Below are 23,630 nucleotides of genomic sequence, written 5' to 3' on the forward strand. Positions count from 1 at the left end.
TCGTGTCAGACAAGAATGTCGAGGGTGGTCTGGGGTCCGTTCAAGATCCTGGCGGTGCGCACGGCCTGGTCATCAGCCAGGGCGTCCCAGCGGCGTCCGGGGCGCGGCTCGGCCGGTCCGTTGCGTCCGCCCGGACCGGAGCCGCTTCCGCCGGGCTCCCGGCCGGCGGCGAACTGGCCTCCGGGGCCGGCCCGGTCCTGGCCGGCGCCGTTGTTCCCTCCGTTTGGGGAGGAGCCCCCGGGTCCGCCGTGATCGGACAGGTCAAGGCTGGCCCCGAAGCCGGCGTTGTGCAGTTCCTTGCGGAGTTCGGGCAGGATCCCGCGGACCGCTTCACGTCCTGCCTCGCCCGGGGCGAAGAGCTCAATCCGGACGCCCGCGCCGTCAATATGCGCCCGGACCGTCAGCGGGCCGAGATCTTCCGGGCTGACCTTCAGGGTCATGATGTGCTGGCCGTGGGCCGCTCCCACGAGGGTGAAGAGCGGTTTGGCCAGCTGGGGCTGGAGGGCCGCGGCCTGCGGAGCCGGTTGTGCAGCCGCCGGGAACGCCGCCTGGGCGGTTGTTTGGGGCACGGTTGTTTGGAACACGGTTGCTTGGGGCAAGGTCATTTGGGGCACGGTCATTTGGGGCACAGCCGGGGGTACCGTTTGGTGCCCGGATTGGGAAGCGGTGGTGCCGGCCGACGGCGGCACGGCGACAGTGCCTGCCGGGGCACCGTTATCCGGGCCGGATGGTGCCTCCCCGGCGCTGGTTACCGCGGCGGGAACGGGTGCTCTGGGGGCATCGGGGCCCGCTGCGACGGCTGCTGTTGCGGTCGTAGCGGCAGTTGCAGTTGCGGTTCCGGTGGCGGTCGCGGCGGAATCCATGGCGCCGGCCTGGACGGCGGGTACGGGCATGAACTGCGCGGGGGCAACTTGTCCGGGTACTGACGGAGCGCCGGCGGTAGTGTCCGCCTGTGTGCCCACGGTCGCCGTCGTGGAAGCCGTGGCCGTCAGGGGCACCCCTCCGAGCACAGAGGCACGTCCCGGGACGGACTGTGCGGGGACGGACTGTGCGGGGACGGCGTCAGTGCCAAGCCCTGCCGACGCGCCGACGTCAGGTGCGGACCCGGACACGGAAGTCGTCGCCACCCCGCCAGCGGCCGGCACGGCCGGTGGCGCGGCGGCGGCAGCGCCGGACAGGGTTCCAGGCACCGGGACCGGCGCGCCGAAAGGCAAAGCGGCCGGGGCAGAAACCTGTGCACCGGAGAGCCGGCCGTCGGCCGGCGTGGAGAGTGTCGCGGCCGCAGCCGGGACGGCATCGGCGAACGGGCGTGGGCCCGCCGGCTGTGCAGCGGCAGCGGCCGGCGCGGCCGCGCGGGAACCGGCAGCGAAAGTGGGCCCCGCAGGGGTTGCCGCGGCCGCGGTGCCAGTTAGCCCGTTGGTTGCTGCGGCCAATTGGGTGCCTGCAGGAGTCGGAGCCTGCCCGGCAGCCGTCGCAAGCATTCCCACAACAGGCCCAGCGGTAGTGGACCCTGATACCCGCTCCGGCCGGTCCGGGGCGGGTGACACACCTGCCGGCGCAGCCGTGGGTGAAGCGGAGGCCAGTGCCGGGGCGCGGGATCCTTCGAGGCGGCCCGACGTCGGAGCAGCGGCCTGCGCGGCTGCGAACTGCACGGCTGGAATCTGCGCCGGGGCAAACTGCGCGAGCTGGGTGGACTGGGTGAGCTGCGTGAGAGCCTCACCGGCGGGCGAGCCGGCCTCGGCCTGCGGGGCAGACCCGGCTCCGCCGTCGGCCGTCACGGCACTATTGGCCGCGCCACCAGTGGCGGCGTCGCCGCCCGGCGCGGCACCGGAGAGGTCGCCGTCGGACACCGACAGATCCGTTCCCCCGCCGTCAGTTGCCGAAGCGGCAGCCTCGCCGAAGGGGCCGGCAGCGGGGGCGTTGCCTGCCGCGCCCTGGACGTCGTTCAGGACCGAGTCGAAGGACGCGGTCCCCGGGTTTGCGTTGGCGGACCGGGGATCCGTGCCCAGGCGGGTGGTCCGGACCGGCGTGGCCAGGGCAGCCGCCAGATCCGCCGATGCCGCGGCCTTCACGATGCACTCCCGGCAGGAACGATGCGCCGGATGGAGGTCAGGTTGGACTGCTGCTCCCAGGCATCACGGATCTGGATGGTCTTGCCGGGCACGGGTGCGTCGATCGCCTTGCCGTTGCCCAGGTAGATCGAAATGTGGTTGCCGCCGAAGCTCACCAGGAGATCGCCGGGCTTCGCCTCGGCGAGGGAAGCCACGGGTGTGCCCTGGCGCATCTGGTCGCTTACCACGCGGGGAATCTCCACGCCGAGGTCCTTGAACACGCGCTGGGTGAAGCCGGAGCAGTCCATGCCCGTGGCCGGGTTGGTTCCGCCCCACACATAGGGAACCCCGATGTACTTCTTGGCCACAGCCACCACGTCGTTGCCGGTCGCGGCACCGCCGGTGTGGACGGATCCCGCCGGCTGAGCTCCCGTGAGCGCTGCTGTCCCGGCCGCAGTCGTGCTGCCCAGTCCCAGGGTGCTGCCGAGCCCAAGGCTGTCGGTGAGGGAGGAACCATCCGTTACTCCGCTCCCGCCCAATGCCGCGGCCAGCGCCTGCGTGAATGTGCCGGAGTCGCCCGTGCCCGTAGCGGTCGCAAGCGAGGTGGCCGCAGCAGTCTTGGCGGCGGCTGTCTCCGTGGCCGCGGGCCGGCTCAGTTCCGCGATCATCGATTGGATGCCCTGCATGCGGCTGATCGCCTCGGTCATGCTCATGGCTTCACCTGCTGCTCGTCACGGTGCCAGAGGGTCGAGGCGATCTCGTCGAGGGCCGACTGTTCGGCGCGCAAGTCCGCGGAGTGGACCTCGGCGTCGTGGCGGGCCTGCAGTTTCTCCAGGCCCACGGACCGCGTGCGGGCAGCGATGAACTCGGCGCGGGCGTTGGCTTCATCGGCCTCGGCCAGGTGCGAGAGGTTTTGCAGATCAGCGAGCATGCTGTGCGAGGACGACCGGGCGGCGGCCACGGCGCGCAAGGAGGCCGAGCTGGAGATGGGGTCATCCGTGGCGGCCAGTTCGCGGCGGGCGGCGGCTTCGCGGACCCGGACGGAGCTGGAGCGTGAACGGGCGCGCGCCAGGCCAGTGGCCGCCTGGTCCTGCTGGAGCTGGCGGAGGCGCAGGAGGCCGGCCAGAGAGAATTCGCGGTTCATGCTGCTGCTCCCAGGATCGAGGTGAGGTGGCCGAGCCGCTGCCAGGACTCGGGGTGGGCCGTGGATTCGTCCATCGGCTGCTGGAGGAAACCGCTGACGTCGTGCTCGTGGTTCAGCGCGGCGTCCACCAGGGGGTTGGTCCCGGCCTGGTACGCGCCGACGTCGATCAGGTCCTGCGCCGCCTTGCGGGCCGCGAGGACCCGGCGGAGCGTTGCCGCCGCCTCCAGGTGCGGCCGGGAATTGACCTTGCTGGCCACCCGGGACACGGATCCGAGCACGTCCACGGAGGGGAAGTGCCCGGTGACGGCCAGCTTGCGGTCCAGGACCACGTGGCCGTCCAGGATGGAACGGGCCGCGTCGGCGATGGGTTCGTTGTGGTCGTCACCGTCCACCAGCACCGTGTAGATGCCGGTAACGGAACCGGTTTCGGCCGTGCCCGCTCGCTCCAGCAGCCGCGCCAGGATCGAAAAGGTCGACGGCGGGTAGCCTCGGGTGGCAGGGGGCTCGCCGGCCGAGAGGCCAATTTCACGCTGGGCCATGGCCACACGGGTCAGGGAGTCCATCATCAATACGACGTCCTGGCCCTGGTCGCGAAAGGACTCGGCGATCCGGGTGGCAGTGAAGGCCGCGCGCATGCGCATGAGTGCGGGTTCGTCGGAGGTCGCGACCACTACAACGGAACGTGCCAGGCCGGCGGTCCCGAGGTCGTCCTCGAGGAACTCGCGGACTTCGCGGCCGCGTTCGCCGACCAGGGCAATTACCGAGACTTCGGCGTCGGTACCGCGGGCGATCATCGAGAGCAGGGAGGACTTGCCGACGCCGGAGCCGGCAAACAAGCCCATGCGCTGTCCCTTGCCGAAGGTCGTCATGGTGTCCAGGACGCGCACGCCGGTCTGCAGCGCGGTGTCGATGCGGGCGCGTTTCATGGCGTTGGGTGCCTCGTTGTCGATCGGCACGCGCGGTCCGCTGAGCAGCGGGCCCTTTCCGTCGATCGGGCGCCCAAGGCCGTCAAGGACCCGTCCGAACAGTCCCCGGCCGGTGGGAACCAGCACCGCGCCGCCCTTGGCGCGGACGGGGTCGCCGGCCGCGACGCCGGCAAGCCGGCCCAACGGCATGCAGCGCACGGAGCCTTCCAGGGCCGCGACGACTTCGGCGTCAAGGCCGGGGTTCTGCCCCACCGTGACGAGGTCGCCCAGCGCGCAGTCCAGTCCCGACACTTCCATGCCGAGACCAATGACGGACGTGACAACACCCACCCTTTGCGGGGCGGCAGCGGCCAGCGCGGCGGCGTAGTCGGCACCCTTCGGGCGCCACTCGGCGATCATTCCTGCCCCCGGTAGGCGCCGGCAGGGTCTTTGCCGGCAGCGTCAACGCCGGGCAGGTCCGCGTCGCCGAGCAGGGCCGTGCGGGCACGGCCCAGGGCCGTGCGCAGGCTGGCATCGAACCAGCCCTGCTGGTATTCGACTTTCGCGTCGCCGCGGCCCAGGGAAGGGTCCGCAATGAGGGGCAGTCCGGCGGGCAGGTCCTGGCCCTCACGGCTCAAGACGTCGATGTCCGCCGGGTGCAGCCGGATCGCTAGAACGGTGGCGGCGTCGTTCCCGGACAGGGCCCGGGTCAGGGCGGCGCGGGCGGTCCGGGTGCCTTCGGCCAGTTCGTAGCCGAGGATGGCCTCGGCGAGTTCCAGCGCCGTACGCGCCAGGATTTCCTCAGCATCCTGCAGGGCCTGCACGTTGCGGTGCGCGAAGTCTGTCTTGGCGACGGCGAGGGCGCGCACGGCGCGGTCCAGGTCCTGCTGTCCGGCGGCCAGGGAGGCGGCCTGTTCGGCGGCCATCCGGTCCCGCCAGCGGCGCTGTTCCTTCGCGGCGGCGCGGACTCCGGCGGCGTAGCCTGCGGCGTGGCCCTCGGTGTAGCCGGCCTGCTCGGAGGCCGGGCCATTGGCCCGCAGCGAGGGAAAGACGATGCGCGCCGGGGCGCTGGGGGCCCCGTTATCAGTAGACATAGTCTTCTTCGTCCCCGCGCTGGATGGTGATCTGGCCTTCGGCCTCGAGCTCGCGGATGGAGCGGACGACGGCGGCACGGGCTTCTTCGATCTGCGAGGCACGCAGCGGCCCCAGGCCGGCGATCTCGGATTCGAGGATTTCCAGGTTGCGCCCGGAAACGTTGGTGGTAATGGTTTCCAGGACCGGCTCGGAGGCACCCTTCATGGCGATCGCCAGGACGGCCGAGTCGAGTCCGCGGAGCACCAGCTGGACGTCGCGGCGTTCCAGCTTCACGATGTCCTCGAACGTGACCATCTGGGCCCGGATCTCCACCGCGAGGTCGGGATCGAGCAGGTCCAGGCCGTCCAGCACGGACCGTTCCGTACCGGCGTCGGTCCGGTTGATGATCTCCAGCAGCGGCTGGATGCCGCCCACCACCTTCGAAGCCTGCTGGGACACGGCGGCACCGCCGCGGAGCTTTAGGGTGTCGGCGACAATCCCGATCGCCTCGGGCGCGCCGGATCCCATGGTGGCGATGCTGAGGGCAACGTCGGCCCGCAGCGAGCCGGGCAGCCCTGACATCACGGCCGAGGCCTTGCGCGGACTGAGGTGGGCGAGAACCAGGGCAATGGTCTGCGGCAGTTCGCCGTCGATCAGGGCCAGGATCTGCACCGGTTCGATGTCTTCGAGGAACTCGAAGGATTTGCCCGCCATGTTGACCGTCAGGCGGTTCATGAGTCCGGCGGCCCTTTCCGAGCCGAAGGACGCCTCGAGCAGGCCCTCGGCGAGTTCCCGGCCGCCCCGGGCCTGGCGCGGACTGGTCAGCGCAGTCTGGTGGAAGTCCTTCATGATCTGCTCGGCGACGTCCGGGTCCACCTTGCGGAGCTTGACGATCTCCGCGGCAATCTCCTCCGCCTCGGTGTCCGTGAACTGGGCCATGACCTTGGCGGCGTTCTCGGGGCTCATCTGCATCAGGACGACGGCGGCGCGCTGGGTTCCGGTGAGGAGCGTATCGGCCGGTTTCATGCCGGCTGCCTGTCATCCATGAGGCCGCGCAGGTAATCGGCGGCCCGCTCCGGGTTGGCGGCCACCATGCTGTCGATCTCAAACCGGCGGCGCTCGGACTCCAGCTGTTCCATGCTGGGACCCGGAAGCGGAGGCAAGGCGGTGATGGGGATAGCCGACGTCGCCGGCGCGGGCTGAAGGGCCACAACGGGCGGGGCCACCGGCATGATCTCCAGGTCCAGGCGTTCGCCCAGGTCCACAGGCTCGCGCTTCTGGCGGCGCCGCAGGATGATCGTGAGGACCAGGGCCAGGATCAGCAGGCCAAGCAGGATGCTGCCGGCGGTGACGAGGGTTCCGAAGAACGCGGCCTGCTTTTCGGCTTCGGCATTGGCCTGCGCCTCGGCAAGCGCTTTGGCCGCGTTGTCGGCGGCGGTGGTGCTGAACGGCACCACCTCGACGGTGACGACGTCGCCGCGCGTGGCGTCGATCCCTGCCGCGGAGGTGACGAGGTTCTTCAGGGAGGCCAGGTTCAGGCCACCGGCCGCGGCCTGGCTGACGGCCACGGAGATGGTCTGCCGCTTGATGGCGCCGGCCGGGATGAGCCTGTCCTCGGTGACCTTGTTGACGGCGTTGTTCTTGGTCTCGGTGGAGGAGTCGAAGTTGCCGTTGCCGGCCGTGCCGCCGGGAACGGCGATGTTGTCCGGGCCCAGGACGCCCGCGGCGCCTCCCCCGGTTCCGGCGTATTTCTCGGTCTTGGACGATTCGCTGAGCGGCAGGGCGCCCGCGGTGTTGGAGAAGGTTTCGCTTTTCTGCTGCGCGGATTCACCGGTCACATCGGCGGCGACGGCGACCGTGGAGTTACCCGGGCCCACCACGCGGTCCAGGACGGCCTTGACCGCGTCGGAGGTGCGCTGCTGGTAGTCGCTGGCCTGCTTGGACGAGGAACCGGCCGGGCCGCCGCCGACTGTGGAGAGCACATTGCCCTGGGAATCGACCACGGAGACATTGGCGGGCTTGAGGTTTTCGATCGCGGCGGAGGTCAGGTGGACGATCGCCTGCACTTTGTCGCCGGAGAGAGTGGTGCCGGCGTCGGTCTCGACAAAGACCGAGGCGGTGGTGTCCGGGGCCGTGGACACAAACACGGTCTTCTCGGGGATGGCGAGACGGACGGCGGCGGTCTTCACGCCGTCCATGGCGGAGATCGTGCTGGCCAGTTCGCCTTCGAGGGCGCGCTTGTAGGTGACGGACTGCTGGAACTCCGAGGACGTCACGCCCATCTTGTCCAGCAGGGAATACCCGGTGGCCGCGGCGGTCGGCAGGCCGGCGGCGGCGGCCTTGAGGCGCTCGTCGTAGACCTTGTCCTGGGGGACGAGGATAGTGGATCCGCCGTCGCTGAGCTCGTACGCAACGTTGTCCTTGCGGAGCTGTTCGACGATGCCGTTGGCGTCGGTGGTCTGGAGTCCGGAAAACAGTGGCGTCAGCACCGGGCGGGTGAGCCACGCGGACAGCGCCACAATGCCGACCACCAGAAGGGCAGCGCCGAGCACGGCCAGGGTGCGCTGGCCGGCGGTGAAGCTCTTCAGGCTGGCGCCGAAGCGTTGGAAGAAGGCGTTTATCTGCGGAGGCATCAGGCCTGCATCCTCATGATCTCGTTGAATGCGTCAACACCCTTGTTGCGCACGGTGGCCATGAGCTCGAGGGTGACCTGGGCCCGGGTGGCGGCGAGGGTGGCGTTGTGGATGTCATCGAGGTTGCCGGTGACGGCGGAGACGGCCAGCTGGTTCGACGTCGACTGCAGCTGCTGGAGGTTGTCCACCGCCCCGGTGAGGGACGTGGCGAAGGCGGAACCGTCGGTGCCGGCCACGGGGGCCGTTCCTGCGACGTAACTCGTGGGCAGGACTCCCAGGACAGGAGCGATGGGGGCAACAGTCATCAGGAGCGTCCAATCTCAAGGGCAGCCATGTAGGTTTCGCGGGCGCGGTCCACAACCTGGGCGTTGGCCTGGTAGCCGCGCTGGGCGATGATAAGGGCGCCCATCTGTTCGGCCATGTCGATGTCCGGGTATTTCACGTTGCCGTTGGCGTCCGCCAGCGGGTGGTCCGGCTGGTAGACGATTCTGCCCTCGGCGCTGCCGCGCAGGGCGCCCTTGACGTATACGCCGGATCCCTCCGAGCCTTCCGCGGCCTCGACGTAGCGAGCCTGGAAAGCCGGGCCGGACGTGGCGGAGGCGTTGTTCATGTTCGCGAGGTTGTCCGAGACAGCATCGAGCCACTTGCGGTGGACGGTGAGGGCGGACCCGGCAATGCCGATTGCGTCGAAGGTCATCAGCTGGTCCTCAGGGCGGCGCGCACGGCGGAGAATTCGGTATTGACAGCGCGGGCGGCGAACTGGAAGCGCAGCACGGTGTCGATGTTGGACAGCGTCTCGGTGTCCAGGTTGACGTTGTTGCCGTTCAGCTCGGTCGGTTCCAGGGATTCCGCCGTCGTTGCCTGGACATGGCCGTCCCCGGACTTCACCGACGCCGCGAGGGCGTCCTCAAAACTGACCCGCTTCGCGTGGTAATTAGGGGTGTTGACGTTCGCGATGTTGTTCGCGATGGTGCGCTGGCGCAAGGCCAGGCCGTCCATGGCGCTGGCCAGGGCGGCGGAAGTCACGGATTCGAGCACAGAGTCCTGCCTGGGAAAGGTGGGGGTGGCCGATCCGTGGCCGGTAATCGAGCGATCCGTGCTCTTACAGTGGTTATCGGCACTGCTCAGCGCCGCGTTAGGAGAAAATACAACAGTTCTTTCAAAGATTTGAGCCGGGAAGGTGTCAGCCGTTGACGTCGAGGTAGACGGCGGAGGAAGACTCCCCCACTCCGGGTATCGAGGAGACCGCCTGGAGCTGGCGTGCCACGTCTAAACGGGCCTCATCGAGCCGGCGGGCAACGCGTTCCTGGGCCGCGGCCAGCGCGACGGCGCGGCGGCGCGCCGCGGCGGGTAGGGGCCCGGGCAACGACGGCGGGGACCACCGTTTTTCCGGTCGCGATTCCGCCGCGGACCCGGCCGGGACGGCGAGCGGGCCAAGCGGGTCCTTCAGCGTGCGTTCCGCGGACATGACGGCCGTTTCGAGCACATCCAGGACGGCCATCCAAGCGGCCAGGGTAGTGTCGGCCGGAATCGTCTCAGGGAGGGGCGATCCGGGGCTGATGGATCCGGCTCCCCCAACGTCGGATTCCATATCGGCAAGGTTAGCCAAAACCGAGGCTCCCGCCACCTGATCCGGACGGCGAGTTCCAGGCTCCGGTGCCTGCAAAGGCGCGCGCAGGCGCTGCCGTTGGCGAGGCTGCGCCGGCTGAGGCAGGTGCGGCGGGCGACGGGGCGGCCGCAGCGGCCTCGTGCCAGGCTTGGCGCAGGGGCTCGAGGAGGTCGATCGCCTCCCCGGTGAGGGCGGGATCGCGTTGGATGTTGGCGTTGACCAGCGCGGTGGAGGCGTAGTTGTAGAGCCCCAGGAGCCCGTCGGCGCCTGCCCAAGCGTCGGTCTTCAGGGAAGACGACAGTTCGGTGATGATGGCCTGCGCGTGGATCAGGTTTTCAGACGCAACGGACCAGTTAGCGGTTTCCTGGGCCGATTCCGCCCGGCGCAGGTCCAGCAGGAGCCGGTCATAGAGCATGGTCAGCAGGCGCGCGGGCGGGGCCGAAAGAACCGAGTCCGCGAGGTACTGGTTCCGCTGTGAGGCATGGCCGTAGCCGCCAGCAAAGGGCATCGAGGTCATTATTTTGAGGTACTTCCTGAGAGGCCTGCGATCTGGGACGACAGCCACGCGGACTGCGCTTTCATGCCGCTGAGGGACACCTCGAGCGCCGTGTAGGTCTGCTGCAGGGTGGCACGGCGGATGGCGAGACGATCATCCCAGCTGGCGATCTGGTCCGTGTAATCCTTGGCGGCAGACTGCTGGCCCTTGATTTTGGTGCTCAGCAGCCCCGTGGTGGGGTCCGAGGCCTGCTTGGCGGCGTCGGCCACGCGGCCGGCGATCGTGGCCACCGCGGCCATGGTTCCCACGGGGTCCTTGGCGATCGCGTCGCCGAACTTGGCGGAGTCGAAATCGATGGATCCGGTCTTGTTCAGGACGAGTCCGAGGTCCGACGGGGATTTGCCGTTGACGGGCTGGGAAGCCGCGGACAGGACGGCCGCGTTGACCGTGCGGATGGTGCTGTCACCGGTGAAGATTCCGCCGGAGGTGATCGCGGCACCCGAGGCGTCGGTGCTGCTGACCACGTTGCTCTTGGTTGCGATCTGGGCCAGGACGCCGTTGACCGAGCTGATCAGATCCGAGCTGGCCTTGCTGATCTGGGCGTTGTCGCGGGAGACGGTGATGCGGGCCGGCGTGGCCGAGACCTCGCTCACCGTGGCGGAGACGCCGGGGAGAAGATCGGTGAATGTGTTAGTGGGAGAGCTGAGCGTCGCTTCAACGCCAGGTATTCCAGCCCACAGCTTGATCTTCGCGTCCTGGGCCGGCTGCACGGGGGTCAGCACGGCAGTGCCATCAGGATCGGCAATGCTGAACGCGGCGGTGTCCCCGGACTTCAAGGAGGCGAACTGGAGGCGGTATTCGCCACCGCCCACGGAAACCTTGGACGCCACAACGCCGGCGCCGGAAAGGTTTACGGCGCTGACGACGTCGTCGAGTGAGCTGGTCAGCGGAGTGACAGTGACGGCCTGTCCGCCCTGGCCGGTGACGGTCAAGGTGGTGTAGGGCCACGCGGCGAGGTTCTTGCTCACCGAGACCTGGGACTGGGCCAGTTGGGTTACGGTAAAGTCAACGGCCCCGGGCTTCGCCCCGGCGCTGACAGAAGCTGTGACGTTCGAGGCGCCGCTCTTGGCCGAGTAGAGGTCCAGGCTTTTGGAGTCGGAGAGTTTCGTGGCCTTGGTGGCTAGGTCTGCGACTGCGGAATTAAGCCCTTGGAGCGCGGAGATGCGGGTTTGGACAGCCGCCGCTTTGCTCTTGATAAGGGTCTGCGGCCCAGCCTCAATCGTCATCAGCGAATTGATCAGGGACGTGGTGTCCAGTCCGCTGGACAGACCATCGATGGAAAGTCCCACGCCTACAACTCCTTAGAACAATTGATCACGTGAATTGGTGCTGCCGGTAGTACTGCACGGCGTCCGGAGAGAAGAAATCTCTCCGGACGCCGTGTCCTCATTCAGAACTAGCGCAGAGGAGCCGCTGAGCCGACCCTTCTCACATCAGGTCTAGCGGAGGAGCTGCAGAACACCCTGGTTGGACTGGTTGGCCTGGGCCAGCATTGCGGTGCCGGCCTGGGACAGGATGTTGTTGCGGGTGAACTTGACCATTTCCTCAGCCATGTCCGTGTCACGGATACGGGAGTTGGAAGCGGTCAGGTTTTCCTTGGCCACGTTGATGGTCTGCACAGCCGACTCGAGGCGGTTCTGGGTGGCGCCCAGGTCTGCACGAGCGGTTGAGACTGCAGTGATCTTGATATCGAGGACCTTGATCGCATCCTGCGCGCCCGTTGCGCTGGAGAAATCCAGTCCCGTCAGGGCGGATGATGTGGCAGCAGCACCAGCACCAAAGTCCGTGGCGTTCGGTACGACAGTTCCCATGGTGCCGCCGTCATTCGCCTTGACAATAATTCCCTTGGAGCTGCCGTCAGCGTTTCGAGACACAGAAGCCGTGAACTTGCTAGAGAAATCCGTGTCGCGGTTCAGCTTCTCCGCAAGATCGGCCGCCGTTCCACCAGCGGTCACAGTCACCGACATCGTGGTATCCACGCCACCCTTGGTGGATGTGAAGGCGTAAGCGCCGCCAGCGATGGTCGGCTGCCCGCCGCTGTAGTTAGCAAAAGTGAATTCTGCCCCATCGCTAACCGGGGTCTGGAGATCAGCTGCGATGGCCGCTATGTTCGCGGTGGAGAGAGTGACGTCAATCTTGTCGCCCGCATTGGCACCGACCTGGATGTTGACCGCAGCCCCACCCTGCAGAAGCGAGCGGCCGTTGAAGTTGGTCGATTGGCCGATTCGGTCAAGTTCCTTGACCAAGCTGGTGGCCTCAGTGGTGATAGCCGCGCGCGAGTCAGAGTTGTTCGTATCGTTGGCTGCCTGGACACCCAGGTCGCGCAGACGCTGCAGGATGGAGTGAGCCTGGTTCAGGCCGCCTTCAGCGGTCTGAACCAGTCCGATGCCATCCTGGGCGTTGCGGGCGGCAACCGAAAGGCCACCGATCTGGGACTTCAAGCCTTCGGACAAAGCCAAGCCGGCCGCGTCGTCACCGGCGCGGTTAATGCGCAGGCCGCTGGAAAGCTTCTCCAGCGACTTGGACAGGTCGTTCTGGGTGTTGCTGAGGCTGCGGTACGCGTTGTTCGCAGCCATATTGGTGTTGATCTGCATTCCCATGATGTTTCCTCCATGATTGGGACAGTGTGCGATGGCCCATCCGTGGGCCTTCAGGAGTAGTTATCGCCATTTAGAGCTCACACGTAAGGAGGATTTCTAAATTCCTTTGGATCGTCCCTTTGACGATTCTTTCCGCGTCTTCCGTCTACTCCTGCTAACGCATGCCGCAGCCCTGCCGATAGTTTCTACGAACCCAGCTGTTGGCTGAATCGTCCGCACGATTAATCAGCCGCGCCGGCACCACCGCACCTGTCACCGAAGAGGGAGTCCTCCGGACCTATGGCCATCCACGAACTGTCAGCCCTGCTGTGGCGGGAGCGTGAACTCCTGGACGTTCTCACTTTCAAGCTGGAGGAAGAGCAACTGCTGCTCACCTCAGGCAAATCGCGCTGGCTGGCCCACGGCACCAAGGAAGTCGAGCAGGTCCTCGAGCACCTCTCCAGGGCGAGCTTGGCGCGCACCATCGAGGCCGCCGTCGTCGCCGAAACGTGGGGTTTGCCCTCCGATGCTTCCCTCGGTGAGCTGGCCGCCGCCGCCCCGGAAGGCGCCTGGTCCGAGGTCCTGACCGCGCACCTGACCGCGCTGACCCGCCAGACGGCCCTCATCAAGGAGCTGCGCGACTCCAATGAGCAGTACCTGCGCACCGCGGTCCGTTCCACCCAGGAGTCCCTGGCCGACCTTCGGCCCGCCGCCGGCACGTACGACGCCCACGGCAAGACCGGGGAAACCGCCGGCTCGCGCCTTTTCGACAAGCAATTCTAAGGAAGCGACCATGAGCACCTTTGGCGCCCTGAATACCGCCTACCGGGGGCTGACGGCTGCCCAGCAGGGCATGAACGTCGCCGGCCAGAACATTGCCAACGCCGCTACCGAGGGCTACACGCGGCAGCGCGTTCAGCAGTCCTCGATCGCCGCCCCGGCCCAGGGCCTCTTCGGCTCGGGCCGCCCGGAGTCCGGCAACGGTGTCTCGGTGGACGGCATCGCCCGTCTCGGCAGCAGCTTCCTGGACGCGGGTGTCCGCTCTGCCGGCGCCCGGGCCGGTTACGCCGGTGTCCGGTCCGCCGCGCTGCAGGGAATCGAGGGGATCCTGCAGGAACCGGGCGACAACGGGATTTCCTCCGCGCTGCACAACTTCTGGTCGGCCTGGCAGGGCGCGTCCAACCAGCCCGGGGAATCCGGTCCGGCGGGGCAGCTCCTGCAGGCCGGCAATGAGCTCACCGCGAAGATCTCCGCCGGCTATCAGTCGCTGACAGCGCAGTGGACCAGCGTTCGCGGCCAGGCCCAGGACAACGTCGACGCCGTCAACTCTGCGGCAGCGCAGGTGGCCGCGTTCAACGCGACCATTCGTTCCACGACCGCTGCCGGCGGTTCAGCCAACGAACTCATCGACGCTCGGGCCAAGCTCACGGAGACGATCTCCCGCCTGACCGGCGGAACTGTCCGCGAACAGGCTGATGGCACCGTGGACATCCACGTCGGCGGCAACGCCCTCGTCATGGGCACCTCGGTCCGGGCCCTGGCCCTCTCCGGCACGCAGTCCGGGGACTCGCTCGGGTCCCCGGTCCAGCTCGAATGGGCAGACCGGCCCGGCGCGGCCGTGCCGGTCACGGACGGCGAAATCGCCGGCGCGCTGTCCGTCCTGGCGCCTGCCAACAGCGCAGGCACCGGCGGCGCGATTGCCGAGGCAGCGGCGTCGTACAACACGTTTGCTTCAAACCTAAGGGACGCCGTCAACGCCCTCCACAACGGCGCCCAGACCTCCACCGGGGCGGTGGCCGGCAACTTCTTCAGTCCGGCCTCCGGCCTGCCGGCGGCGCTGGATATCGCTGTCCTGCCCAAAGACGCCGCCGGCATCGGCATCGGCGCCGGGGCGGGGAATCTGGACAACAGCGTGGCGGACAAGATTTCCCAGCTCGGCACGGGTCCCGGATCCCCGGACAGCCTCTGGGCCGGCGTCGTGACGGGGATCGGTGTCCTGTCCCGGGGCGCGCAGCAGCACGATGCCCTGGCCGCCGCCTCGCAGGCCTCCGCCCAGGCCAACCGCGCGTCCTCCGCCTCGGTCAGCCTGGACGAGGAAAACGTCAGCCTGCTCACCAACCAGCACGCCTATCAGGCCGCCGCCCGGGTCATGACGGCCGTGGACGAAGCCCTGGATGTTTTGATCAACCGCACCGGGCTGGTAGGAAGGTAGACATGCTGAACCGGGTAACAAACCTGACCATGAGCACGTCGGCCCAGCGGACGCTGCAGGCCCAGCAGGCGAAGCTCGCCGAACTGCAGGACAAGGCGAGCACACTCGACAAGATCTCCCGGCCCTCGGACGACCCCGCGGCCACGGCCCAGGCCCTCCAGACCCGCTCCCGGATCGCCGCCGCCGCCCAGTACGGCAGGAACATCGACGACGGCGACCGCTGGCTCACCGCCGCGGATTCCGCCCTGGAGCAGGCCACCAACGTGGTCCACAAAATGCAGGACCTCACGGTCCAGGCCGGCAACGGCACGCTCAACCAGTCGGGCAGGGACGCGATCGCCCTCGAGCTCGAAAGCCTGAACAAGGACCTCCTGTCGATCGCCAACCGAAAGCACCTGGGCCGCAACATCTTCGCCGGCAGTTCGGACGCTGCCAACGCCTTCACCGCCGGGACATCCGGCCCGCCGGCCACGCCTGCGACTTTCAACGGGATTGCCAACAGTTCCGTGGAGCGCCGCATCAGTGAAAACCAGACCGTCCGGGTGGACGCCGACGGCGCCGCGATCTTCGGTGACGGCGCCACGTCGATCTTCGAAACCGTCAGCGGAATCGTCAACGGACTGCGCAGCAACTCGGACGTGACGGCACTGGCCGGCAAGCTCGAGTCCGGGGTCAAGGACGTCATCAACGGGCGTTCTGACATCGGAACACGCCAGGCCCAGCTGGAACGTGCCAGCAGCGTCAACACAGAATTGGAGGCCACCTTGGATGCACAGAAGACGGGCATCGAGAAGGCAGATCTTGGCAGCGTCATCATGGACCTGAAGCTTCAGGAGACCAACTACCAGGTGGCCCTGGCCGCGACGGCGCGCGTGCTTCAGCCGACGCTGATGGACTTCCTGCGGTGAGCGCCCCGATCATGGACACTCCTGTCGCCAACCTGCCTGTCGCGTTCACCGCGCCCATGCCGGGCTTCGAAGATCTGCACGACTTCAGCCTGCGCAGCGTCGAGGGCGCGCCCGGGCTGTACGCCCTGGAAGCTGCTTCCTCTCCGGTGCGGCTGTTCCTGGCCGACGCCGCCGTGTTTGCCCCCAGCTACGCCCCGCCCATCCCGGCAGCAGCGCTGGAGGCCCTGGACCTTCCGGAGTCAGAGGTCCCCCAGGTACTGATCGTCCTCAACCACGCCCCCGGTTCCACCACGGTGAACCTCATGGCCCCGCTCGTCCTCAACCGCGGCACGGGACGCTGCACCCAGCTGGTGCTCGACGGCCGGGACTACCCGCTCCGGGCCGAGCTCAACTCCCTCTAGCCACCGGGCCTGGCTGACTCGGCCGGTTCACCAGAAGTGCGCCACATCCACCACGAGCCGTGACCCGGTGCCCGGTCCGGCCAGGGTAAGGACCCGGAACGGCAACCGGGCACGGACCCCCAGGCCCAGGCTGCTGTAACCCTCGAAACTGCCCGCCCACGCCACCTGCCGAAACGTCTGGTACCCGCTCACGTTCACAAGTTCATTCTTGTCCGCAGGGGTGTACGTGGAGTTGCCGTTGCTGTCATAGGCCGGCGCGTTGACCGTGAGCTGGATGAAGGCCTGGCCGCGCAGCGGGACCGGCAGGCCCGACCCGTCCTGCACTACTTGGGGAACATAGCGGACGGTGTAGCCGGCCACCGGGCCGTTCAGGTCGATGACGAGCCGATCGAAGCAGTAGTGCTGGCCGCTCCGGACGTTCACCACCTGGGCCTGGCTCATGGCAGGATCCGTTTTCATCAGCGATCCCCAGACCAGTCCGCAGTAGGGGTCCGCGGCTGCCGGCGCCGGCGCGAGCATCCCCAGGCCGATGGCCATCAGCACTGCCGCGAGCAATGCGTGGATCCGCTTCAGCTGGATCTTCTTCAGCTGGGTCGATTTCAAGGCGGCCACCCCCTGACACTGAACTGCTCCGATATTGAACTTGCTGCCCTGTGTTGACGGGCGGTCTGGGCGGGGAGCCTGGACGGGCGGCAACGTCAGACGCTTTCAGCGTAAGCGGAGCCGAACCGGCGGGCGAGGCCGCCCACCATTTCGGCGCCCAACTGTTAGCGCGGCCCGCCGCCGGTCACGGACGGATGTCTCCGAGGGGTGCTTCGAGATTCGTTTACGAACAGATAACGCGCCCGCTCGCTGGGCACAGGCGTGCCGGACCTGGCAGGAACGCACGAAGCGCCGGCACCCTGGCGGGTCCGGCGCTTCGTGCGGTTAGGGCTGGAAGGCTCTTAGCCTTCGCAGTCGCGGCAGTACTTCATGCCGTTCTTTTCAAGGGCAACCTGGGACCGGTGGCGGACCAGGAAGCAGGAGGCACAGGTGAATTCATCGGACTGCTCGGGAACAACAATGACGGTCAGCTCTTCGCCGGACAGATCCGCACCCGGGAGATCAATGCCTTCAGCGGTGTCGTTCTCATCGACGTCGATCACAGCAGTCTGCGCGCCGCCACCGCGGGACGCCTGCAGGGCCTCCAGCGACTCGGCGGGAGATTCTTCTTCTGTCTTGCGTGGGGCGTCGTAATCGGTAGCCATTTTGGGGTTCACTTTCGTTGCTGCGCAGCGCCATTTCAGGCACCTCAGTGAAGCAGTTTAGGACATTATGCATGGAGTTGAGCAATAGTGTGGCCAATCCGACACAATGAGACTGCCGGGCCGCGGAAAACCGGGACACCGGCGCTGGCCGGAGCCCGGCCGTGGGCGTCGGCCGGGCGGTCCGAGACGGGTCCAGACGGGCAGGTCACGCGACCGGCCAAACCACCAGAGTCTGCCATTTCGCCGGGTCGGGTTCGACGCCGGGATCGGTCAGGTAGTACTCCCACATTGCCTCCCCCGGGCTCGCGCCGTCGTGCCGCATCCGCGTCATGATGGCGCCGTAGGTCTGCGGCAGTGATTCGTACGGACCGATATGCATCGCCTCGTAGGCCCGGCCTGCGGGGAGGCTCCCGGCGATGACCGCGGTGTCCGCGCCGCCCGGGTTCGTGAAGGGAGCGGCGAGGGGGAACCCCGCTTCGACATCGACGACGTCGGTCGGCGTGCCGCGGTACAGCGCGAACGGCGGTCCGGCCAGCTGGACGTGCTGCTCCTGCACCGCGCCCATGACGGCACCGAAGGCACGGCCGAAAAAGTCCCGCAGGGCGTTCATCGGGACAGTCTCGTGCACCACCGCCGTCGGCTGTTCCTGGAGCTGGGCGGCCTTGATGTCCGGGGCGGGCCCCGGATTCGCTGGAGTCATACGCCCAGATTCTGCCGCGCCCATTCCGCGGTCTAGGGCCTTACGGCCCGCCGCCGAATAAATAAATGAACTTTATTCATTTTTGGTCTTGTCCCAAGCCTCGAGTGCCCCGATACTAAATGAACAACGTTCATTTCTGTGACGCCCGTCTCACTGGAGTAGCCATGATTGAAATCACTTCGCTCGATTGCCCGCCCTCCCTCGCCCGGACGGCGCCGTCCGGCCGGCCGGCGCTGCGCGTCGGCGTCGTGCAGCACCGCTGGCAGCCCGACGCCACGGCCCTGCGCGCCGAACTGGACGAAGGCATCGGGCGCGCCGCCCGGCTGGGAGCCACCGTCGTCTTCCTGCCCGAACTCACCCTGTCCCGCTACCCGGCGGACACGCTTCCGGAGAACGACACCACCGGCGGCGGGGCCACGCGCCCGCGACCCTCGGACATCGCCGAGGACCTGCTCACCGGTCCCACGTTCCGCTTCGCGGCGGACGCTGCCCGCCGGCACGGAGTCTGCGTCCATGCCTCGCTGTACCAGAAGGCGGAGAACCCGGACGGCTCCGATGACGGCCTGGGCCTGAACACCGCCATCCTGGTATCCCCCGAGGGCGAACTGCTGGGCCGCACCCACAAGCTGCATATCCCCGTCACGGCCGGCTACTACGAGGACAAGTTCTTCCGCCAGGGCCCCGAGGGCGAGGACGCCTATGAGGTCCACTCCCCCGCCGAACTCGGCGGCGCACGGCTGGGCATGCCCACCTGCTGGGACGAATGGTTCCCCGAGCTGGCGCGGATCTACTCCCTCGGCGGGGCAGAAATCCTGGTCTATCCCACGGCCATCGGTTCCGAGCCGGACCACCCGGACTTCGACACCCAGCCGTTGTGGCAGCAGGTCATTGTGGGCAACGGGATTGCCAACGGGCTGTTCATGGTGGCCCCCAACCGCTACGGCAGCGAAGACACGCTGAACTTCTACGGCTCGTCCTTCATCTCCGATCCCTATGGCCGGATCCTCGCCCAAGCGCCGCGGGACGAATCCGCCGTGCTGGTCGCGGATCTGGACCTTGACCAGCGCAAGGACTGGCTCACGCTCTTCCCGTTCCTGGCCACGCGCCGCCCGGACACCTACGCGCGGCTGACCGAACCCGTGCGCCCCGACGCCCCGCTCGGTCTTGAAGCTAAGAAGGCCACCATGCAGAAGGCCACGGCGTGAGCGCCTGGCGGATGCCGTCCGAAACGGCACCCCAGGACCGCGTCTGGATGGCGTTTCCCACCGGCGGCTACACGCTGGGCGAGACAGCGGAAGAAGCCCACGCCGCCCGATCCGTCTGGGCCGCCGTCGCGAACGCCGTCGTGGATTTCGAACCCGTCACCATGGTGGTGGCCCCGGACGACGTCGAGACCGCCGCCGGCTACCTCCGCCCGGAGATCGAGGTGGTCACCGCCGCGCTGAACGATGCCTGGATGCGGGACATCGGCCCCACGTTCGTGCTGGACAACGCCGGCCGGCTCGGCGCCGTGGACTGGGTCTTCAACGGCTGGGGCGGCCAGGACTGGGCCGCCTGGGACAAGGACTCGCTCGTGGCAGCGGACGTCGCGGCACGCTCCGCGGCCCGCCACCTCGTCTCGCCGCTGGTGAACGAGGGCGGCGGCATCCACGTCGACGGTGAAGGCACGGTCCTCGTAACCGAGACAGTCCAGCTGGATCCGGGCCGCAACCCGGGGCTCAGCAAGGCCGACGTCGAGGCAGAACTGGCCCGGACGCTGGGCGCCACGCACGTCGTCTGGCTTCCGCGGGGGCTGACCCGGGATTCGGAACGGTTCGGCACCCGCGGGCACGTCGACATCGTCGCCGCCATCCCGTCCCCGGGCACGTTGCTGGTCCACTCCCAGCAGAACCCGGCGCACCCCGACTTCCAGGTCAGCCGGGACATCATCAGCCACCTCGCCACCACCCGGGACGCGGCCGGCCGCGAATGGAACATCATCGAGGTCCCCGCCCCGGAAACCCTCACGGACGAGGAAGGCTTCGTCGACTACAGCTACATCAACCACCTGGTGGTCAACGGCGGCGTCATCGCCTGCACCTTCGGCGACCCGATGGACGACAAGGCCTTGCGCATCCTCGGCGATGCCTACCCCGGCCGCACAGTGGTGGGCATCGACGCCCGCGAGCTCTTCGCCCGCGGCGGCGGCATCCACTGCATCACCCAGCAGCAACCATCCGCCTCCCGGAATCTCCCAGAGTAAGGTCAGCCATGAGTCAAACTATCGGCCGTGAAGACGGCACCATCACGCACGACGTCGTCGATCCGGCCGGTTCCAAGCACGGCATCTCGGGCAAGGGGCTCAAGGGCGGCCAGCTGGGCCTGCTCGCCGTCGTCGTCCTCGGCATTTCCTCCGTGGCGCCCGCCTACAGCCTGACCAGTTCGCTGGGACCCGCGGTCGGCGCCGTCGGCCTGCAGCTGCCGGCGATTTTCATCGTTGCGTTCATCCCCATGATCCTGGTGGCGTTTGCCTACCGGGAGCTCAACGCCGATTCCCCGGACAGCGGCACCACCTTCACGTGGGCCACCAAGGCGTTCGGCCCATTCGTCGGCTGGATGGGCGGTTGGGGGCTGCTGGCGGCCAACATCATCGTCCTGTCCAACCTGGCCGGCGTCGCGGTGGACTTCTTCTACCTCTTCCTGGCCCAGGTCTTCAACAACCCCGACCTCGCGGACCTGACCTCCAACACTGCCGTGAACATCCTGACCTGCCTCGTGTTTGTGGCACTGGCCGTTTGGGTCAGCTACCGCGGCCTGCACGCCACCAAGCTGGTGCAGTACACCATGGTCGGATTCCAGGTGCTCGTCCTGGGCATCTTCGTCGTCATGGCTCTCACCCACGCCGCCTCGGGCGACTCGGGCACCGCAATCGCCTTCAGCTGGGACTGGTTCAACCCGATGAAGATCGGTAGCTTCGAGCAGTTCGCCGCGGGCATGTCACTGGCCGTCTTCGTCTACTGGGGCTGGGACGTCTGCCTCACCGTGAACGAGGAAACCAAGGGCGGCAAGGGCACGGCAGGCCGGGCGGGAACAACGACGGCGGTCGCCGTCCTGGCCCTCTACCTCGTCGCGATCGTGGCCACCATGATGGTGGCCGGCACCGGAACCGACGGCATCGGCCTGAACAACCCGGACAACCAGTCGAACATCTTCGCGGCACTGGCCTCCCCCGTCATGGGCCCGCTGGCCATCCTGATGTCCCTGGCCGTGCTCTCCGGCACCGCGTCGTCCCTGCAGTCCACCATGGCCTCCCCCGCCCGCAGCCTGCTGGCGATGGGCCACTACGGCGCCCTGCCTTCGCGCTTCGCATCTGTCAGCAAGCGCTTCGGGTCCCCGGGCTACGCCACGGTGATTGCCGGCGTGATTTCCGGCGGCTTCTACGCCGTCATGAAGGTGGTCAGCGAAAACGTCCTCAACGACACCATCATGGCCCTGGGCTTGATGATCTGCTTCTACTACGCCCTTACTGCGTTCGCCTGCACGTGGTACTTCCGGCACAGCCTGTTCTCCAGTGTCCGCAACGTCTTCATGCGGCTGCTGTTCCCGGTCCTGGGCGGACTGGTCCTCACCGTGGTCTTCTTCCAGACCGCCGTGGACAGCTGGGCACCGGAATTCGGCAGCGGCTCCGAGGTCTTCGGCGTGGGCCTGGTGTTCATCCTGGGCATCGGCATCCTCGCCCTGGGCGTAGTGGTCATGCTCGTGACCGCGAAGCTGCATCCGGGATTCTTCCGGGGCGAGACCATCCGGAAGGACACCCCCGCCCTGGTGGTTCCGGATTAGCCCCAGTTGCAAGAGACGACGCACGGCTTTGCCCCCTGCTGCGGGGCAAAGCCGTGCGTTTTGCTGTCACCTTTACTGTCAGTGGACCCTGCACGTGTTGATCGGCGCTACTGGGCAACTTCTTGCTGGGCGGTGCTCACGGACCGATCTCCAACAGTTCCGGCTCCGTCTCTGTCACTGTCAATGTCTCGGCAGACGAGGGGCCGCTATTGCGTTGACGCAGGCGCCTTTCCACCGCGAAACCCGCCAGGCCAAGGAGCACGAACACCACAATCACTGCGTAGTTTTGGTACCACGGCGCTTCCGGCTGCCGGGGCCATGCGATATTGACGATCTCAAAACCCAACCACAACAGCGCAGCCACGTTCACCACCGGGCCGAAAACTCCAAGGCTGAAGGGTCCGGCCTTCCATGCTCCTTTCAGCCGCACTACTAGGGCGGCCAGCACTGGGAAGATGAAAGCCACGTAGAAGCCCGCGGTTGCGAACGCAATGAGAGCGCCATACACCTGCGATGCCGACAGGGCAAGGACGATCATTGAAGCGACCGCGGAGACTAAGAGGGCGTTGATGGGCAGCCGGTCGGTCTTGCTGAGGCGCCTCAGAACCTTGGCCGCAGGCAGGGCATCCAGCCGGGCGAATGCGAAAATCGATCGCGATACGGCAGCCTGCAGCGCCACCGTTCCCGCGATGAATCCCAGGACGATGGTCACCAGGAGCGGCTTGGTGATTCCCTCGCCAAGATTGGCAGTCAGCGTTGTCGTAATCGGGTCCGGGTCTGCCCCGGACATGGCGGCACCAATATCCGGGATTGCCAGGAGCAGGGCAAGGCACGAAAACGTGATGACCGATGCCACCGTGACCAGGGACGTCAGCACAGCCCGCGGCACTCTGCGTTCGGGCGATCGAACTTCCTCGGCTATTGCGCCTGCACTTTCAAATCCAACAAACGACCATCCGATAATTGCCACTGCCGCCAGGAAAGGCCCAAAGACGTATGCGGTGGTGTCGGGGGCGGATCCAAAGGAGTCCAGAATCGTGCTGAGGGAATTTCGGCGATGGAAGATGATGAGTACCAACCCGACTCCCAGGCTGGCGATGACCTCGCACACGATGCTCACGGTCACCAGCAGGCTCAGCCATTTCCTGCCGGCGGAGTTGGCAATCGTACTGACCAACAAGATGACGGCGCCCAGGATGATTTTCGTTGTCGTGTCAGGCTGTTCGATGCCGAGCAATGAGGCCAGGAATGTGCCTCCACCGAAGGCTACAGCGGCGACTGTGATGATGAGGGTCCAGATGTAGGCCCATCCTGCGTACCAGCTGTAGGTGTGCCCGAGAAGGGACCTGGACCAAAGGCAGACCCCGCCGGCAACAGGCCAACGTGAAGCGAGCTCGGCAAGGACCGCCGCTACCAGGGCCTGGCCCAAGAGGACCACCAGGAGGCCCCACCAGAAGGCCGGACCTGCGGCCATCAGGGCCAAGCCAAATACGCCGTACAAGCCGATGATTGGCGACATGAACGCAAACGCCAAAGAGAACGAGGACCAGAACCCCATCTCCCGTTTGAGTTGGAGGGATTCAGGATTGGGCGTCTGTGGTGGACCAGGTGCATCCGACAACAGCTGGGACGGGGAGTTCATTGCTATGGGCCTTCTTTCGCTGGGACGGTCATGGGGTTGAAGCTTCACAACGCGCGGCTGGCGTGGCTGAAGCGCAGGCCAGGGGCTTAGCCCCTGGCCTGTTGTGTTGTGGGATCAGCAGTGTTCGCCGTTGCGCCGTGTTAAGTAGTC

At 67.2% G+C, this 23,630-nt stretch carries 25 protein-coding genes; 7 read left to right on the forward strand and 18 right to left on the reverse strand.

Annotated features, from left to right (window positions below; translation table 11 throughout):
- Positions 1-5: 5 nt before the first annotated feature.
- The 14 genes from AB4089_RS19235 to AB4089_RS19300 all read right to left on the reverse strand — a co-directional run bounded on the left by AB4089_RS19235 (position 6) and on the right by AB4089_RS19300 (position 12,572).
- On the reverse strand, positions 6-2,072 hold the full coding sequence (locus tag AB4089_RS19235; protein WP_441410874.1) for a flagellar hook-length control protein FliK: 2,067 nt from the start codon (positions 2,070-2,072) through the stop codon (positions 6-8).
- Complete coding sequence (locus AB4089_RS19240) at positions 2,069-2,764, reverse strand: C40 family peptidase (protein WP_441410875.1); 696 nt, start codon at positions 2,762-2,764, stop codon at positions 2,069-2,071. The genes AB4089_RS19235 and AB4089_RS19240 overlap by 4 nt, the downstream gene beginning before the upstream one ends.
- A complete protein-coding gene (locus tag AB4089_RS19245; RefSeq protein ID WP_441410876.1) occupies positions 2,761-3,195 on the reverse strand; it encodes a flagellar FliJ family protein in 435 nt (144 codons plus the stop codon). The genes AB4089_RS19240 and AB4089_RS19245 overlap by 4 nt, the downstream gene beginning before the upstream one ends.
- A complete protein-coding gene (locus tag AB4089_RS19250) occupies positions 3,192-4,520 on the reverse strand; it encodes a FliI/YscN family ATPase (protein WP_441410877.1) in 1,329 nt (442 codons plus the stop codon). The genes AB4089_RS19245 and AB4089_RS19250 overlap by 4 nt, the downstream gene beginning before the upstream one ends.
- Positions 4,517-5,194, reverse strand: a complete 678-nt coding sequence (locus AB4089_RS19255; protein WP_441410878.1) for a FliH/SctL family protein — start codon at positions 5,192-5,194, stop codon at positions 4,517-4,519. The genes AB4089_RS19250 and AB4089_RS19255 overlap by 4 nt, the downstream gene beginning before the upstream one ends.
- Positions 5,184-6,200 (reverse strand): flagellar motor switch protein FliG, encoded by a 1,017-nt coding sequence (gene fliG, locus AB4089_RS19260; RefSeq protein ID WP_441410879.1) that lies wholly within the window; start codon positions 6,198-6,200, stop codon positions 5,184-5,186. The genes AB4089_RS19255 and fliG overlap by 11 nt, the downstream gene beginning before the upstream one ends.
- Positions 6,197-7,807, reverse strand: a complete 1,611-nt coding sequence (gene fliF, locus AB4089_RS19265; protein ID WP_441410880.1) for a flagellar basal-body MS-ring/collar protein FliF — start codon at positions 7,805-7,807, stop codon at positions 6,197-6,199. Before fliF ends, fliG begins: the two co-directional genes overlap by 4 nt.
- Complete coding sequence (gene fliE, locus AB4089_RS19270; RefSeq protein ID WP_441410881.1) at positions 7,807-8,112, reverse strand: flagellar hook-basal body complex protein FliE; 306 nt, start codon at positions 8,110-8,112, stop codon at positions 7,807-7,809. The genes fliF and fliE overlap by 1 nt, the downstream gene beginning before the upstream one ends.
- A complete protein-coding gene (locus tag AB4089_RS19275; protein WP_441410882.1) occupies positions 8,112-8,504 on the reverse strand; it encodes a flagellar basal body rod protein FlgC in 393 nt (130 codons plus the stop codon). The genes fliE and AB4089_RS19275 overlap by 1 nt, the downstream gene beginning before the upstream one ends.
- Positions 8,504-8,845, reverse strand: a complete 342-nt coding sequence (locus tag AB4089_RS19280) for a flagellar basal body rod protein FlgB (RefSeq protein ID WP_441410883.1) — start codon at positions 8,843-8,845, stop codon at positions 8,504-8,506. The genes AB4089_RS19275 and AB4089_RS19280 overlap by 1 nt, the downstream gene beginning before the upstream one ends.
- A 145-nt stretch (positions 8,846-8,990) precedes the next feature.
- Entirely contained in the window at positions 8,991-9,398 is a 408-nt protein-coding gene (locus AB4089_RS19285; protein WP_441410884.1) for a hypothetical protein, read from the reverse strand.
- A 10-nt stretch (positions 9,399-9,408) separates the two neighbouring features.
- Positions 9,409-9,924 carry a flagellar export chaperone FliS gene (gene fliS, locus AB4089_RS19290; RefSeq protein WP_441410885.1) on the reverse strand — a complete coding sequence of 172 codons (516 nt, stop codon included), beginning with the start codon at positions 9,922-9,924 and terminating at the stop codon, positions 9,409-9,411.
- 8 nt (positions 9,925-9,932) lie between these two features.
- On the reverse strand, positions 9,933-11,261 hold the full coding sequence (gene fliD / locus AB4089_RS19295) for a flagellar filament capping protein FliD (RefSeq protein ID WP_441410886.1): 1,329 nt from the start codon (positions 11,259-11,261) through the stop codon (positions 9,933-9,935).
- A 150-nt stretch (positions 11,262-11,411) separates the two neighbouring features.
- Positions 11,412-12,572 (reverse strand): flagellin N-terminal helical domain-containing protein, encoded by a 1,161-nt coding sequence (locus tag AB4089_RS19300; protein WP_441410887.1) that lies wholly within the window; start codon positions 12,570-12,572, stop codon positions 11,412-11,414.
- Positions 12,573-12,851: 279 nt separating this feature from the next.
- Here AB4089_RS19300 and AB4089_RS19305 point away from each other — a divergent pair, with 279 nt between their 5' ends.
- The 4 genes from AB4089_RS19305 to fliW are packed head-to-tail and all read left to right on the forward strand — an operon-like array spanning position 12,852 to position 16,072.
- Positions 12,852-13,334 (forward strand): flagellar protein FlgN, encoded by a 483-nt coding sequence (locus AB4089_RS19305; RefSeq protein ID WP_441410888.1) that lies wholly within the window; start codon positions 12,852-12,854, stop codon positions 13,332-13,334.
- Between the two features lie 10 nt (positions 13,335-13,344).
- A complete protein-coding gene (gene flgK / locus AB4089_RS19310; protein ID WP_441410889.1) occupies positions 13,345-14,763 on the forward strand; it encodes a flagellar hook-associated protein FlgK in 1,419 nt (472 codons plus the stop codon).
- Positions 14,764-14,765: 2 nt separating this feature from the next.
- Positions 14,766-15,671 carry a flagellar hook-associated protein FlgL gene (flgL, locus tag AB4089_RS19315; RefSeq protein WP_441410890.1) on the forward strand — a complete coding sequence of 302 codons (906 nt, stop codon included), beginning with the start codon at positions 14,766-14,768 and terminating at the stop codon, positions 15,669-15,671.
- A complete protein-coding gene (gene fliW / locus AB4089_RS19320; RefSeq protein ID WP_441410891.1) occupies positions 15,668-16,072 on the forward strand; it encodes a flagellar assembly protein FliW in 405 nt (134 codons plus the stop codon). The genes flgL and fliW overlap by 4 nt, the downstream gene beginning before the upstream one ends.
- 27 nt (positions 16,073-16,099) lie before the next feature.
- Here fliW and AB4089_RS19325 read toward each other — a convergent pair whose 3' ends face one another.
- The 3 genes from AB4089_RS19325 to AB4089_RS19335 form a co-directional block, all read right to left on the reverse strand.
- Complete coding sequence (locus AB4089_RS19325; protein WP_441410915.1) at positions 16,100-16,609, reverse strand: AMIN-like domain-containing (lipo)protein; 510 nt, start codon at positions 16,607-16,609, stop codon at positions 16,100-16,102.
- Positions 16,610-17,016: 407 nt separating this feature from the next.
- Entirely contained in the window at positions 17,017-17,319 is a 303-nt protein-coding gene (locus AB4089_RS19330; protein ID WP_390205829.1) for a DUF4193 domain-containing protein, read from the reverse strand.
- Between the two features lie 205 nt (positions 17,320-17,524).
- Entirely contained in the window at positions 17,525-18,019 is a 495-nt protein-coding gene (locus AB4089_RS19335; protein ID WP_441410892.1) for a GyrI-like domain-containing protein, read from the reverse strand.
- Between the two features lie 164 nt (positions 18,020-18,183).
- On the opposite strand from AB4089_RS19335, the gene AB4089_RS19340 reads away from it, so the two are divergent.
- The 3 genes from AB4089_RS19340 to AB4089_RS19350 are packed head-to-tail and all read left to right on the forward strand — an operon-like array spanning position 18,184 to position 21,838.
- Positions 18,184-19,224 (forward strand): nitrilase-related carbon-nitrogen hydrolase, encoded by a 1,041-nt coding sequence (locus AB4089_RS19340; protein WP_441410893.1) that lies wholly within the window; start codon positions 18,184-18,186, stop codon positions 19,222-19,224.
- Positions 19,221-20,261, forward strand: coding sequence for an agmatine deiminase family protein (locus tag AB4089_RS19345; RefSeq protein ID WP_441410894.1), 1,041 nt, complete (start codon positions 19,221-19,223; stop codon positions 20,259-20,261). The genes AB4089_RS19340 and AB4089_RS19345 overlap by 4 nt, the downstream gene beginning before the upstream one ends.
- 8 nt (positions 20,262-20,269) lie before the next feature.
- Positions 20,270-21,838, forward strand: a complete 1,569-nt coding sequence (locus tag AB4089_RS19350) for an APC family permease (protein WP_441410895.1) — start codon at positions 20,270-20,272, stop codon at positions 21,836-21,838.
- A gap of 136 nt (positions 21,839-21,974) precedes the next feature.
- Here AB4089_RS19350 and AB4089_RS19355 read toward each other — a convergent pair whose 3' ends face one another.
- Positions 21,975-23,480, reverse strand: coding sequence for an APC family permease (locus AB4089_RS19355; RefSeq protein ID WP_441410896.1), 1,506 nt, complete (start codon positions 23,478-23,480; stop codon positions 21,975-21,977).
- Positions 23,481-23,630 lie beyond the last annotated feature (150 nt).

The organism is Arthrobacter sp. 2MCAF15 (assembly GCF_052115605.1).
Classification (GTDB): domain Bacteria; phylum Actinomycetota; class Actinomycetes; order Actinomycetales; family Micrococcaceae; genus Arthrobacter.